9 protein-coding genes and 1 riboswitch are annotated in these 14,260 nt (G+C 53.2%); of the genes, 6 read left to right on the plus strand and 3 right to left on the minus strand.

Annotated elements, in window-relative coordinates:
- Positions 1–123: 123 nt before the first annotated feature.
- From AC23NW_RS15935 to AC23NW_RS15960, 6 genes are all read left to right on the plus strand, one after another.
- Positions 124–2,637, plus strand: a complete 2,514-nt coding sequence (locus AC23NW_RS15935) for a phosphocholine-specific phospholipase C (protein ID WP_487450626.1) — start codon at positions 124–126, stop codon at positions 2,635–2,637.
- A 95-nt stretch (positions 2,638–2,732) separates the two neighbouring features.
- Complete coding sequence (gene eat, locus AC23NW_RS15940) at positions 2,733–4,064, plus strand: ethanolamine permease (RefSeq protein ID WP_487450627.1); 1,332 nt, start codon at positions 2,733–2,735, stop codon at positions 4,062–4,064.
- A gap of 5 nt (positions 4,065–4,069) precedes the next feature.
- Positions 4,070–5,452, plus strand: coding sequence for an ethanolamine ammonia-lyase subunit EutB (locus AC23NW_RS15945; protein ID WP_487450628.1), 1,383 nt, complete (start codon positions 4,070–4,072; stop codon positions 5,450–5,452).
- Entirely contained in the window at positions 5,449–6,219 is a 771-nt protein-coding gene (eutC, locus tag AC23NW_RS15950) for an ethanolamine ammonia-lyase subunit EutC (RefSeq protein WP_487450629.1), read from the plus strand. Before AC23NW_RS15945 ends, eutC begins: the two co-directional genes overlap by 4 nt.
- Before the next feature lie 110 nt (positions 6,220–6,329).
- Positions 6,330–7,796: a sulfatase gene (locus AC23NW_RS15955; RefSeq protein ID WP_487450630.1), complete on the plus strand. Its 1,467-nt coding sequence runs from the start codon at positions 6,330–6,332 to the stop codon at positions 7,794–7,796.
- Positions 7,797–7,862: 66 nt separating this feature from the next.
- Positions 7,863–8,339 (plus strand): hypothetical protein, encoded by a 477-nt coding sequence (locus AC23NW_RS15960; RefSeq protein ID WP_487450631.1) that lies wholly within the window; start codon positions 7,863–7,865, stop codon positions 8,337–8,339.
- Positions 8,340–8,367: 28 nt separating this feature from the next.
- On the opposite strand, the gene AC23NW_RS15965 is transcribed toward AC23NW_RS15960, so the two are convergent.
- From AC23NW_RS15965 to AC23NW_RS15975, 3 genes are all read right to left on the minus strand, one after another.
- Positions 8,368–8,589, minus strand: a complete 222-nt coding sequence (locus AC23NW_RS15965) for a hypothetical protein (RefSeq protein WP_487450632.1) — start codon at positions 8,587–8,589, stop codon at positions 8,368–8,370.
- A gap of 56 nt (positions 8,590–8,645) precedes the next feature.
- Positions 8,646–10,964, minus strand: a complete 2,319-nt coding sequence (gene metE, locus AC23NW_RS15970; protein ID WP_487450633.1) for a 5-methyltetrahydropteroyltriglutamate--homocysteine S-methyltransferase — start codon at positions 10,962–10,964, stop codon at positions 8,646–8,648.
- A 152-nt stretch (positions 10,965–11,116) separates the two neighbouring features.
- Positions 11,117–11,316: riboswitch (cobalamin riboswitch) on the minus strand.
- A 131-nt stretch (positions 11,317–11,447) separates the two neighbouring features.
- Positions 11,448–14,087, minus strand: a complete 2,640-nt coding sequence (locus AC23NW_RS15975; protein WP_487450634.1) for a DUF7133 domain-containing protein — start codon at positions 14,085–14,087, stop codon at positions 11,448–11,450.
- Positions 14,088–14,260 lie beyond the last annotated feature (173 nt).

Genomic DNA, 14,260 nt, shown 5'->3' on the forward strand with positions numbered 1-14,260 from the left:
ATACCTTTCGACAGTCGTATCTTTAATAATCCGGTTTCCCGCTCACCCCATCCGGTTGGTGAGCGGGAGCCCAAGAGGTGAGTACAACACAGATTTTGACGAAAAACCATTGGTTTCGCAGTAATGGATTCAAGAAGAGATTTTCTTAAAAAAGCAGCGCTACTGTCGACGAGCTTCAGCGAATCGATGCCTGCTGCTATCCAGAAAGCATTTTCCATCGACCCTAAGCCAGGCACCACGTTTATGGATGCCGAGCACGTGGTGATTCTGATGCAGGAAAACCGTTCGTTTGATCATGCCTATGGCACGCTGCAAGGCGTCCGGGGCTTTAACGATCCGCGGGCCATTGACCTGCCTAACAAGCGGAAGGTCTGGTTTCAGACCAATAAAGCCGGTCAGACGTTTGCGCCGTTCCGCCTCAACATGAAGGATACGAAAGCGACGTGGATGAGCGCCCTGCCCCATTCCTGGGAAAACCAGGTTGATGCCCGCAATGGCGGAAAGTATAACGGCTGGCTGGATGCCAAGCGGTCGGGCAATAAAACGTATTCCGAAATGCCGCTGACGATGGGGTATTATGACCGGGAAGATATTCCGTTTTATTATGCCCTCGCCGATGCCTTTACCATCTGCGACCAGAATTTCTGTTCGTCTCTGACCGGCACCACACCGAACCGTCTGTTTCTCTGGACCGGCACCGTCCGCGACCCCCGCGACCCGAAGGCGATGGCCAACGTCCGTAACGAAAACGTTACCTACGAGCGGGAAGCCAGCTGGACGACCTTTCCCGAACGCCTCGAAGACAACGGCATTTCGTGGAAAATCTATCAGAATGAGCTTAGCCTCGACACCGGCCTGACCGGCGATGAAGACGGCTGGCTGAGTAATTTTACCGATAACCCGATTGAGTGGTTTTCGCAGTATAAAGTCCGTTTCCACGGCAAATATTACCCGTACATCCAGCGACAGCAAAAGGAACTACCCGACAAAATCAAAGCAGCCGAAGCGCGGCTGGCCGCCCTGACGGAAGGGCAGCCCGAGTATGCCAAAGCCAAACGGGAGCTTGACACCCTGCGCTACTATGTAAAAATCGTGGAGCGCGATCTGGTAGACTATGCCCCTGAAAAATATAAAGACCTGCCGCAGCGGACCAAAAATCTGCACGAAAAGGCATTCTCCACCAACGTAAACGATCCGGATTACCGGTCTGTCACGACACAGACCTACCGGGACGGCGATACGGAACGGACAATGACCATTCCGAAAGGCGATGTCCTGCACCAGTTCCGGACCGATGTGCAAAGCAAGAAACTCCCGACCGTTTCGTGGATTGTGGCTCCGGAAAACTTCTCGGATCACCCTGGTGCTCCGTGGTATGGCGCCTGGTATATCTCGGAGGTCATGGACATTCTGACCAAAGACCCGGAGGTCTGGAAAAAAACGATCTTTATTCTGTGCTACGACGAAAACGACGGCTATTTCGACCACTTCCCGCCGTTTGTACCGGCCCACCCGAATCAGCCGGAGACGGGTCTGAACAGCAAGGGTCTGGACACAACACTTGAGTTTGTCACAACCGAGCAGGAATCGAAGCGCAGCAACGGCGGCCGGACGGGTCCGATCGGCCTCGGCTTCCGGGTGCCGCTGGTGATTGCTTCGCCGTGGAGCCGCGGCGGCTATGTGAACTCCGAAGTGTTTGACCATACGTCAATCCTTCAGTTCATGGAGCAGTTCCTGTCGAAAAAAACCGGCAAGACAATTAAAGAAACTAACATCAGCGACTGGCGGCGGACCGTCTGCGGTGATCTGACATCGGTGTTCAGGCCGTATAGCGGTGATAAGATGCCCCTGCCGTCACCGGTGCAGAAACAACCGTTTTATGAGGGTATCCACAAAGCGCAGTTTAAAAAACTGCCGGAGGGCTTTAAGCCATTGACCGAGCAGGATGTTGAGGCACTAAAAACGAAAACGGCCAATGCACCTTTTTACCAGGAAAAAGGCATCCGCCCGTCGAATGCCCTGCCATATGAGCTGTATTCGGACGCAAAACTAAAAGACGGTAAACTACAGCTTTCGCTGTCGGCAAAGAATAAAACGTTTGGTAAAAAGGCGGCAGGCTCTCCTTTCCACGTATACGAAGTGCACGACAATGATGTCAGCGTCCGGCATTATACCGTTGCCGCAGGTGATACACTCACGGATTCATTCAGCGCAGAGTATCCGATCCGTGTCTACGGACCTAACGGTTTCTTCCGCGAGTTCAGAGTGAATAAGGCCAAAAACCGGATTGATGTTTCGTGTCTGTATAACCGTGGCCTGCTCAATAACCTGAGCGGCGATATCACCCTGCAACTGGTTAATGCCGACGATGCGCGGAGTTATACGGTGCAGATTATTGATAACGGATACGGCGCTCCGACTAAAACCATCACCCTGGCAAAGGCCGGCACCAAAGGAGCTGAGCAGCTGGTTGAACTGGACCTTAAACGGTCACATAACTGGTATGACGTCAGCATTAAAATCGACGGTATCGACGACGTTGAATTCCGGTATGCCGGCCGCGTCGAAACCGGCAAAACCGGTTACACCGACCCACTCATCGGCCAGGGCCCCGAAACGTTGACGGTCCTCTCATAGGCCAATTGACAATCAGGGCGGGAATCGGTACATTTACCGGTTCCCGCTTTTCAAAACTTCGTCCGGCTGCGTATTTCAGCCAGGCACAGACCAATATGACAGAAGAAGTTTCGTTAAAAAAAGCATTAAACCCCATTCACATCTGGGCGATCGGCGTCGGGTTGGTTATCTCGGGAGAATACTTCGGCTGGAACTACGGCTGGGGAGTTGCCGGGACAGTAGGGCTGTTAATCGCCACGCTCCTGATTACCGTACTCTATTTTACCTTCATCTTCAGCTTTACCGAATTAACAACCGCCATCCCGAATGCAGGCGGCCCCTTTGCGTATGCCCTGAAAGCTTTCGGCCCCATCGGCGCGCTGATTGCCGGATACGCTACCCTGATTGAGTTTTTATTTGCCGCTCCGGCCATTGCCCTGGCCTTAGGCAGTTATATCCATTTTCTGTACCCGTCTGTGCCGATTCTGGTGGCGTCGATGGTATCCTATGCCCTCTTCACGGTCATTAACATGCTGGGGATTAAGGAAGCCGCCTGGTTTTCGCTCATCATGACGGTACTGGCCATTGTGGAGTTACTGCTGTTCATCGGCGTGGTTGCTCCCCATTTCAAAATGGAAACCTTCCTGAACAACCCGATGCCGTTTGGCTGGGGCGGGGTGTTTGCCGCCTTACCGTTTGCCATCTGGCTCTATGTCTGTCTGGAAGGTGTGGCCATGGTAGCCGAAGAGGTGAAAGACCAGAACAAGGCTATCGCCAAAGGCTATATTTCAGCGTTGTTCACCCTGATGGTGCTGGCCTTGGCCGTGATGGTCTGCGTTGGCGGCATTGCGCCCTGGGATCAGCTCGATAACCTCGACTATCCCCTGCCCGAATCCATCGGTATCGTTCTCGGGCGCACTAATCCGCTGACCAAGCTTTTTGCCAGTGTCGGGTTGTTTGGGCTGATTGCCTCCTTTCACGGCATTATTATCAGCTATTCACGACAGATGTATGCCCTGGCCCGTAGCGGGTATTTGCCGGCTCAGTTAGCATCTGTCAGTCGGGGACAGCAGGTGCCTTACCTTGCCCTGGTCGTTGGCGGGATTTTAGGTATGATTGCCCTGACGATGCTGGATACCAGCAAACTCGTGATTCTGTCGACGATTGGCGCGGTCGTAGTATATATTGTCAGTATGCTGGCCCTGTTTGCGCTGCGCCGGAATGAGCCGATGCTCAAGCGACCATTCAAGGCTCCGCTGTATCCTTATTTTCCGGCCATTGCCCTGATCACGGCAGTAATCGCGCTGGCAGCAATGATTTATTTTTACCCGTGGCTCAGTCTGCTGTTTTTCAGCGGCTTAGCGGGTATTGTGACCTTATTTTTCCTGTCGGGCCGCCACCGGACCATTGCCGGACGGCTTCATCTCGACACCAAAGGCAAACACTGATTCGTATGGCCTACCACTGTACCATCCGCGGATTTACCTACGTGTTTCATTCATTGAAACAGCTGTTGGCCAAAGCCAGCCCCCTGCGGTCGGGCGATATGCTGGCGGGGTTAGGCGCTGAAACGTACGAAGAACGGATAGCGGCCCAGATTGCCCTTGCGGATGTCAGACTAACGGATTTTCTTAACGAAGCTGTCATTCCTTACGAGGCCGACGAAGTTACCCGGCTGATTATTGACACTCACGACAAGGCCGGCTTTAGCCGGATCAGCCACTTTACTGTCGGGGAACTCCGCGACTGGCTCCTGAGCGACGAGGCCGACAATACCGTAATTGCCTCTATCCGGCAGGGACTTACCCCCGAAATGGTGGCGGCCGTATCCAAGCTGATGCGGAATCAGGACCTGATCTTGGTCGCCAAAAAATGCGAAGTCGTAACCCGCTTCCGGAACACCCTCGGGCTTAAAGGCCATTTGTCGGTCCGGTTACAGCCGAACCATCCCGTAGACGACATGCGCGGGATTGCGGCCAGTATGCTCGACGGGCTGATGTATGGCAGCGGCGACGCAACCATCGGCATCAATCCCGCTACCGACAGCCCTGCCATCACAGGCCGGTTGCTGCACATGATTGATGAGCTACGCGAACGATTTGAGATACCGACCCAGAGTTGTGTCCTGAGCCATATTACGACCACCATCGAGCTGATCAATCAGGGAATTCCGGTTGATCTGGTGTTTCAGTCAATTGCCGGTACGGAGAAGGCCAATGCCAGTTTCGGCGTTAGCCTCGCAACGCTCCGGGAAGGCTACGAAGCCGGTTTATCGCTTAACCGGGGTACCGTCGGTCAGAACCTGATGTATTTTGAAACGGGTCAGGGCAGCGCCTTATCGGCCAACGCTCACTACGGCGTTGATCAGCAAACATGCGAAGTGCGCGCCTATGCCGTAGCGCGGCAGTATAACCCACTGCTGGTCAATTCAGTAGTCGGTTTTATCGGACCGGAATACCTGTTCGACGGTAAACAGATTACCCGGGCAGGACTCGAGGACCATTTTTGCGGTAAATTGATGGGTCTGCCGATGGGTATGGACATTTGTTACACCAACCACGCCCAGGCCGATCAGGACGATATGGATAACCTGCTGACATTGCTCGGCGTGGCAGGTATTAACTTTATCATGGGTGTTCCGGGAGCCGATGACATCATGCTCAACTACCAGTCAACGTCGTTCCACGATGCATTGTATGTCCGGCGTGTGCTTGGCCTGCGACCTGCACCCGAATTTGAGCAATGGCTGATCCGCCAGAGCATCATGGATGAACACGGCAAACGGCTTTTTTCAGGAACCCAGAAACGCCTGTATGCAGGTCTGTTTGAAGCATGAGTGAACTACGGAAAACCTGGCTTGACCAGGATGACTGGGCATCGCTGAAGACGTATACAGATGCCCGTATAGCGCTGGGAAAAACCGGCGTGTCGATGCCCATGCGCGAATCACTGGCCTTTAAGCTGGCACATGCCCATGCAAAAGATGCCGTTTACTCGGCTTTGTACAAAGACTCTTTGAGGCAGGCACTGACTGACCTTGGACTGCCGGTCGTGGACGTTCATAGTCAGGCGCAGAACCGCGACCAGTATCTGCAGCGGCCGGACTACGGGCGCCGGCTTTCGGCAGACTCTGTAACACACCTCAGGCAGCTGGCAGCACCAGCCACCGATCTGTCCATAATTCTGGCCGATGGGTTATCGGCCGAAGCCATCAACCAGAATGCTGTTCCGGTAATTGACCTGTTGAGCCGAACAGCCGTGAAAGCCGGCTTTACGCTGGCGCCTGTTGTAATGGTGGAACAGGGACGGGTGGCCATTGCCGACGAAATCGGGAGTTTGCTCAACGCCCGGATGACCATCATGTTTATCGGCGAACGGCCGGGGCTCAGCTCTGCCGACAGCATGGGGGCTTACCTGACCTATGCACCGCAGGTTGGCCTGACGGACGAACGGCGTAACTGCATCTCGAATATCCGCCCGCAAGGATTGTCTACTGTGCTTGCCGTTGATAAAATCATGTATCTGGTGCAGGAAGCATTCCGGTTGCAACTGTCAGGGGTACAGTTGAAAGACAAGGATGACACAAATCGACAGCTCAGTTAAACATGGTCCGATTCAGGTATTGTTTCCTTTTACTCCTGTTTACCGTTTCGCCGTTGTTGCGGGTATCGGCTCAACAACCTTCAAAGCCAAAACCTAACATCATCGTGTTTATGGTTGATGATATGGGCTGGCAGGATACGTCTGTACCTTTCTGGAAAGAAGCCACCCCGCTCAACAAACGATTCCACACGCCCAATATGGAACGGATGGCCAGAGAGGGAATGAAGTTTACCAATGCCTATGCCACGCCCTTGTGTACCCCTTCCCGTGTTAGTCTGATGACGGGCCTTAATGCCACCCGCCACCGGATCACCAACTGGGTGTCGCCCAACGTGGATACCAATACTGATTACCCCGATCCGGATCTTCAATCCGTCGACTGGAACATTAACGGATATAGTCCGGTAGGCGGTGTCCGGCACACGGTTACCGCCAGGGCCCTGCCAGCCATTTTAGCCGGAAACGGCTATCAGACTATTCATTGCGGGAAGGCCCATTTCGGGTCTGCACAAACACCCGGGGCCGATCCGCTGAACCTTGGCTTTGCCGTTAACATTGCCGGCAGTGAAATCGGCCACCCTGCCAGCTATCTTGGGACCGACAATTATGACCGGCCCGTCAATGGCAAACGCAACCGGAATGCAGTGCCTGGACTGGAAAAATACCACGGTACAAACACGTTTTTGTCGGATGCGCTGACCACCGAAGCCCTCAAAGCCGTTGACGCTTCGGTGAAAAATCATCAGCCGTTTTTCCTGTATCTGGCGCACTATGCTGTACATACGCCGATTATGGCCGACAAACGGTTTGTCGATAAATACCTGAAAGCAGGTCTCCCGGTAACCGAAGCAAATTATGCGTCATTGGTCGAAGGTATGGATAAAAGTCTCGGGGATGTAATGGATTATCTGGACGCCCATCAGCTCTCGGAAAATACCCTGATCCTGTTCATGTCGGATAACGGTGGCCTGAGCACCGTACCTGCCAGGAGTGCCCCCGCCCATACCCACAATCTGCCGTTGCGGGCCGGAAAAGGCTCCGTGTATGAAGGCGGAATCCGTGAACCGATGCTGGCCCGCTGGCCGAAAACGATTAAAGCTGGTAGTCAGACGGAGGTTCCGGTGATCATCGAAGACTTTTTCCCTACGTTACTGGAGGTAGCCGGTATCCGGAATGCGGTTCCGCAGAAGGAGATTGACGGTCAATCTTTTGCTACTCTGTTCCGCAAACCAGCCGGAGCCCGGCAGCAGAAACGCGCCTTTATCTGGCATCATCCAAACCACTGGATTGCGGAGGATGGCCCTGCCATTTCGTGGGCAAGTGCCATGCGGCAGGGCGACTGGAAGCTGGTGTATCAGCACAAATCCGAAACGCTGGAACTCTATAATCTGGCAGATGACATCGGAGAGGCGAAAGACCTCATTTTTGCCAACCCGAAACAATCCGAAGCGCTCGTCCGTCGCTTTTCCGTCGAGCTTGCCCGTTTGCAGGCACAGTGGCCGGTAGTTAAACGCACGAATCAACCGGTGAAAACACCAGCCGAAGCCTGGGATCAGATGCTGGCGGGTAAAAAATAAACGATCACCAATACAACCCCTGCACGGTTTCAGGGGTCTGTACCGGTGACCTTAAACTACATCGTTATGATTCGCTTTATCCGTTTTACGGTTCCGGTTGCCTCTACTGCATTGCTGGCGGCAATCCTCTTGTCCTGCGAAAAAAATGACTGTTCAACTCCCGCCGGACAACTGACCGGCTCCGCCCTGAAACTACTGGACGACCGGTATATTGCATTAGACAACGGCGAAGACCTTGGCCGGTTCGGCGTCCGTGTTGCCACACAGTCCGATTATACCCGCCTGTTTAAAAACTGTTGTGCTGCCAAACCGGATACCATTGATTTTACAAAATACGACCTGCTTGGCCTTTCAACCGTGAATCACGGAAGCAGCAGCACCTATACACACGATGTAAAACGGGATGATGCCGCTAAGAAAATAGTCTACACAGTGACTGAAAACTATTGCAGCAAAGCCTCTCCGGTGGACGGCCGCGGCAATTTTGTGCTCGTCCAGAAAATCCCTGATTCGTATCAGATTGAGTTTGTCCGGAATCAGTAGCAGGTCTTAAATCATATAGCCGGGCAGGTCAATGAACAGTTTCATTGGTATGGACAACCCTGAACTCAGTTGAAAACAACACAGCATCGGCTCTGTCAGGATCGGCTTGTTGCCGGATAGTCAATTCCTTCCGCAGGGATTGATTTACCTGATTCAGCAACTCGGCAATAACAAATTCATGCAGGATTGAGGCCGGAATCCGGCCATCTGTATCTGCTTTTTTCAGACTGATTGTCGCTTTGATATGCATCTTATACAGAACATTCCCCCTCCGGCGAACTGGTAGCCAGAGGGGGAACGGGGCTTTTAGATTAACTCACTAACTGACTCACGAACAACCTGTGCCGCCTGAACCATGTTCATCAGGGCTTGTTTAGTCTCGGCCCAGCGGCGGGTTTTCAGGCCACAGTCCGGATTCACCCAGAGGTTCCGGGCGGGCAGTACCGCCGAAGCTTTCTGCAGCAGTTCTACCATTTCGGCGACCGCCGGCACACGCGGGCTGTGAATGTCATATACGCCCGGGCCGATTTCGTTCGGATAGTTATATTCCGCGAACACATCAAGCAACTCCATCTGCGAACGGGATGTCTCGATGGTAATCACGTCGGCATCCATCCGCGCAATGTGTTCAATGATGTCGTTAAACTCGGAATAACACATGTGCGTGTGAATCTGCGTATGATCCTGCACACCCGATGCCGACACGCGGAAGGCGTCAACCGCCCAGGTCAGGTAGGCTACCTGATTTTCGCGCCGCAACGGTAAGCCCTCCCGGATGGCTGGCTCGTCAATCTGAATAACATGGATACCGGCCGCTTCAAGGTCAACGACTTCATCGCGGATGGCTAATGCAATCTGTAGGCAGGTGTCGCGGCGGGGCTGATCATCGCGCACAAACGACCATTGCAGAATCGTAACCGGTCCGGTTAACATACCCTTCACCGGCTTTTGCGTAAGAGACTGTGCATAGGCCGACCAGCGCACGGTCATCGGGGCAGGGCGTTCCACATCGCCGAAAATAATCGGCGGCTTCACACAACGGGATCCATAGCTCTGCACCCAACCGTTTTCACTGAATACGAAACCCTCCAGCAATTCGCCGAAATACTCAACCATGTCGTTGCGCTCAAACTCGCCGTGGACCAGCACATCAAGCCCGATGGATTCCTGAAACCGGATGGCCGCTTCGGTCTCGGCTTCAATAAAGGTGTCGTAGTCAGCTGCCGGTATCTGTCCTTTTTTCCGTTTCGCCCGGTAACTGCGGACCGTATCCGTCTGCGGGAATGAGCCGATGGTTGTCGTCGGGTAAAACGGTAACTGAAGTGCCTGCTCCTGTAGCTGCTGACGAACGTTGAAACTGCTTTGACGCGCAGCATGCGCAGACGTAAGGGCAGCTACCCGATCCTTAACGGCCGGTTTATGGATAATGGCGGCTTGTTTACGGGCAGCAATAACCTGCTGATTCCGGCCAAGCGTTTCATTGGCAGTCTGGTCTTCCGGATGTCCGAAGAGGGTGACGAGGGTTGTGACTTCAGTTAGTTTCTGCTTTGCGAAAGCCAGCCATTGCCGGATTTCCGGATCAATCTCCGTTTCGGCGTCAAGGTCACATGGTACATGTAGCAGCGGGCACGAGGGTGCAATCAGGATGCGGTCGCTACCGAATGCATCCACAGCCCGCTGAATCAGGTGTTTCGAGTTAGTCAGGTCATTGACCCAGACATTGCGGCCATCAACTACCCCCAGCGACAGCTGTGTTTTTTTACCGGCAAAATCGGTTTGCAGGATGTCATCCAGCTGGTTCGGGCAACGCACCAGATCGAGGTGAATCGCGGCGACCGGCAGCGCCAGCACGGTGTTAAGGTTGGCACCGTAGCACTCAAAATAGCTGGCAAGCAGGAATTTAAGCGCCGGAAACTGTTCATGTAGCCGGCCATACACCAACTGGATGGCCGCTTGTTGTTTACTGGTCAAGTCAAGGGAAAGCACCGGCTCGTCGAACTGAATCCAGTTGGCGCCCAGTGCCTGTAGCCGGCTCAGTATCTGCTCATAAACCGGCAGTAACCGGTCAAGCAGATCGAGCCGGTCGAAGCCGGCTTCTTTTTCCTTACCCAGGAGCAGAAACGAAACCGGACCCAACAGAACCGGCTTAGCCGCTTCGCCGACAACGCCCCGGGCTTCGGTAAACGCATCGAATACCGTTTCCGATGTCAGCGTAAATGGCTGACCAGCCGTAAATTCCGGAACGAGATAATGGTAGTTGGTATCAAACCACTTGGTCATTTCCATGGCCTTAAGGTCAAAGCCCTGCTGCTGATAGCCGCGGGCCATGGCAAAATAAAGGTCGAGGGGGCCCGTTTGCGGCAGGTCTGCCAGTGGTTGGTAACGGGCGGGAATGGCCCCTACCGTCAGGCACATATTCAGTACCTGATCGTAGAACGAGAAGTCATTACAGGGAATCAGCGAAATCCCCGCTGCCTGTTGTGTAAGCCAGTTTGCCCGGCGGATTTCCCGGCCGGTCGCCTGAAGCTGGTTTACATCGATGTTGCCGGCCCAGAATTGTTCACAGGCCCGTTTGAGTTCGCGGTGGCTACCGATTCGTGGATAGCCAAGGTTTTGTGCGATCATGTGTTTTACTGAAAAAAGTGATTGATCGCGTTCGTTGCCGAACTCCATACGCCAACCCGATTCCGGTTTCATACGACATGACACACCTGTCCCGCTCCGCAGGGAGAAGAATAAAAAGAGGTCAATCGTGACGAGCCTGGTATCGTGTAGGCGTAATCAGCAAGGTTAAGGCAAGTCTCCTGGCTTGTGACGGTATCTGTCATCCTTCTCACTACTTCAGGGGTAGCAATGGACATTGAGGACAAACCCTTTTCGATGGTCACATACAGTAGCAACGTCTGCTCGTGATTTTCACACGATTCCTTTTTCATCTTCTGAACCTCTCAGAAGAACCGTTAACCCGTTTGACAGAAAGCAAAGAACGTTGGAACAAACTAACCGGTAAAATTTCAGAATGACAAATGCCCGCCAAACCGAGGCTTCCGGCTTAACGGGCATTTTTATTGATTTACAATCAGTTAAAACAGTAAAATAAAGTATCCCTTATTTTTTCTGTTGCGACAGGAAAGTAACTAAAGAAGCAAATTCATCGTACGACAGCGCATTGGCCAGTCCGGCAGGCATCATGGATGTTTCGAGCTCTTCGCGCTTGATAATATCCGATGCCTTGATGGTATAGACCTGACCGGTAATGTCGCGCAGCACCAGCCGACTGGCCGATTCTTCGGTCACGAAACCGGTATAGCTTTTCTTGCCTTTGGCCGTAATCATCACCGTGGCAAAACCCTGTGAAATCGACGCATTTGGTTTCAGCACCGATTCAGCAATCTGCTCACGGGTCATGATCGAACCGATCTGTCCCATAAACGGCCCTTTCATCGGCTCGTTGCGGCTGAGGCTATGGCAGGCAATACACCCTTGCTGGGTAAACAGGGTTTTACCCAGTTTTGCATCGCCCGGAAGTTTGGCTATGGCCAGCATCACATCTTCAATCGACGACTCACCGATCTGCCCTTTTTTGCTGCGGATTTTCTCAAGATCAATCTTCGTTTCTTCTTTCACGGCTGCCACTTCCTCAACACCGAATTCCGGAATATCAAGCCGCAGGCGGCTGTTCAGGTCAACGAAAAACTTCTTGTCGCCGGTCGCTTTTGACTCGTCCAGCAGGAACGACTTAATGGCCGGTGACGCTGACCACTCCACAGATTTATAGTACGGGCCATGGGTATCCGGACGGGTACTCCACCACCACGAACCGTCGTAATCCGCTTCTTTTTTGTAGAGTCGGGCCAGCGTGACCAGAATCTGCTGTTTCAGTTCAGGTTTTGCCGTTTTCTTATACGCTGCCATCAGGCCGTCAACGGCCTTCTGCTCGTGCATATAGCGCAATGCCCAGAGAGCCAGCGTACTGTTTGGTGAGTCAATGGCTTTTACACAGGCATCAACCGCGTTCAGGCTAACCAGCGAACGAACTGCCAGGTGCGGCAGAATGATGGCTGAGTTCGGCGTAGCATGCGGTCCTTCTGTACCCAACGCCGGGGCGGCAAATGACGATGGCACCTTTACCTGTAACAGGGCAGTTGTTGCTTCCTGTTTCCCGATCCGGCCAAGGCTGATAATTGCCGCCATCCGGACCTTATCGCTCGGGTCCTGCATGGCTTTCAGAAACAGGTCAACCGGCGCTTTCTCAGCAACGGCCTTGCGGTCGGTTAACGCCCGAAGCGCATAGGAGCGCATGCCTTCTTCCTGCAAAAGCGTCACCAGATTATTGATTCCTTCAGCACCCGTCAGTTGGGCGTAGGTATACATAGCAGCTACCCGTCCGGCCGGTGAGACTGACTTATCAGCCGCGATTTTCCAGGCCAGTTCGGTTACTTTTTTAGCATCACGGGTCAATAGCTCCTGCTGCGCTGCCAGACGCGCCGCCGCACTGCCCGATACCAGCCAGTTGCCCAGCTCCTTCAATGATTCTTTCTGCGGGTTCGGGAATGCTTTATAGGCCCACTTCTTCGGAACCACCCGGACCACAAACCCTTTTGACGGGTTGCCCGAATAACCGGCACCATCCCAGGCGGCGAGATAAACCCTGCCCGATGCATCGATGTCAACATCGGTAATCTGCGCCAGTTTAATAAACTCTTCTTCGTTCTGCGTATAGGTTGGGCCGTCGGCTGTAACGCGGTGAATATATAATTGATTGCGGCCCCAGTCGGCCATCATCGGTACGTTGTTGAACTGAGCGGGCCAGGTATCGTCGCTCATGTAGAGAGAGCCCGTTCCCGAACCACCCCCGACATCAACCAGCGCCGGTATAATTTCGTCTGTAAAATGCTTGAACAGAATCGGATAGCCATACTCACCCGACTGAATCTGGTGACTGAACCGGATGTTCCAGCCGCCCCCGTCGTTAGTATTGTCGCGGGTAAAGACGTTCATAAACGGATCAATGGCTACGTCATAAATATTACGCAAGCCATGGCTGAATACTTCCATCTCAGTACCATCGGGCCGGACCCGCAGGATACCGCCGCCGAGCATCGTCAGCTTTTTGCCACTGCGGTCAACGGCATTATGGAACCCGAAATCGCCGACAGCAATGTAAATCCAGCCGTCAATACCCATCCGGATACCATTTGTAGCGTGGTCAGTACCACGACTTTGCAGGAACTTCGGGTTACTGATGTGTTCAATCAGCGGACGGGACGGGCCATCTGCCACGCCGTCCTTGTTTTTATCATCAAATACGACCAGGTCCATGCCAGTAGCAATCCCGTTCTCCTTCGAAAACACGGTATGGAGTACATATACCTGATCGCCGCGGGTGATGATACCACGCGGATTATCGACCATGGCAAAGGTCGTATGCTGGTCAACTTTACCATCATTATTGGTATCTACCAGCCGGACAATAGCGCCCTGGCCGGGCTTTTTGCCCAATGAGCCAATCTTGTCGACACCCACGTATACCTCACCGGTGGGGGCAACCGCCAGACAGGCCGGGCTAGGGGTCAAATCGGCACTGGCAAAGTTTGTGACGGATAAATCAGCCGGCCAGGCAGCTGCGTTCCGTAATGAATCGGCCCTCTGTGCGCGCTGATAGGTTCCTGAACCGTTATTGGTATCGATGCTTTTCCAGGAGAGCAGCAGAAAAGCAGTTAAAATTGGTAGGGTAACTTTTATCATTTGACGTTGATCTGATACATGCGGAGTAAGGCAAACAGTATTGCAAGAAATAGTCATTCCACGTCCGAATATACTCATTCAACGGCCAGAATCAGCCAAATACCCGAAAACTCATTTATAAAAACAGATCAGCGGGTATGATTAACCTTCTTTCATGCCGGTTGTTTTGTGGG

It is taken from the genome of Arsenicibacter sp. R0_47 (assembly GCF_057652235.1).

Coding starts and splice junctions, on each gene's coding strand:
- AC23NW_RS15965 (WP_487450632.1), bottom strand. CDS start 8,589: ATGCATATCAAAGCGACAATCAGTCTGAAAAAAGCAGATACAGATGGC.
- AC23NW_RS15945 (WP_487450628.1), top strand. CDS start 4,070: ATGGCCTACCACTGTACCATCCGCGGATTTACCTACGTGTTTCATTCA.
- eutC (WP_487450629.1), top strand. CDS start 5,449: ATGAGTGAACTACGGAAAACCTGGCTTGACCAGGATGACTGGGCATCG.
- AC23NW_RS15935 (WP_487450626.1), top strand. CDS start 124: ATGGATTCAAGAAGAGATTTTCTTAAAAAAGCAGCGCTACTGTCGACG.
- AC23NW_RS15975 (WP_487450634.1), bottom strand. CDS start 14,087: ATGATAAAAGTTACCCTACCAATTTTAACTGCTTTTCTGCTGCTCTCC.
- eat (WP_487450627.1), top strand. CDS start 2,733: ATGACAGAAGAAGTTTCGTTAAAAAAAGCATTAAACCCCATTCACATC.
- AC23NW_RS15955 (WP_487450630.1), top strand. CDS start 6,330: ATGGTTGATGATATGGGCTGGCAGGATACGTCTGTACCTTTCTGGAAA.
- AC23NW_RS15960 (WP_487450631.1), top strand. CDS start 7,863: ATGATTCGCTTTATCCGTTTTACGGTTCCGGTTGCCTCTACTGCATTG.
- metE (WP_487450633.1), bottom strand. CDS start 10,964: ATGATCGCACAAAACCTTGGCTATCCACGAATCGGTAGCCACCGCGAA.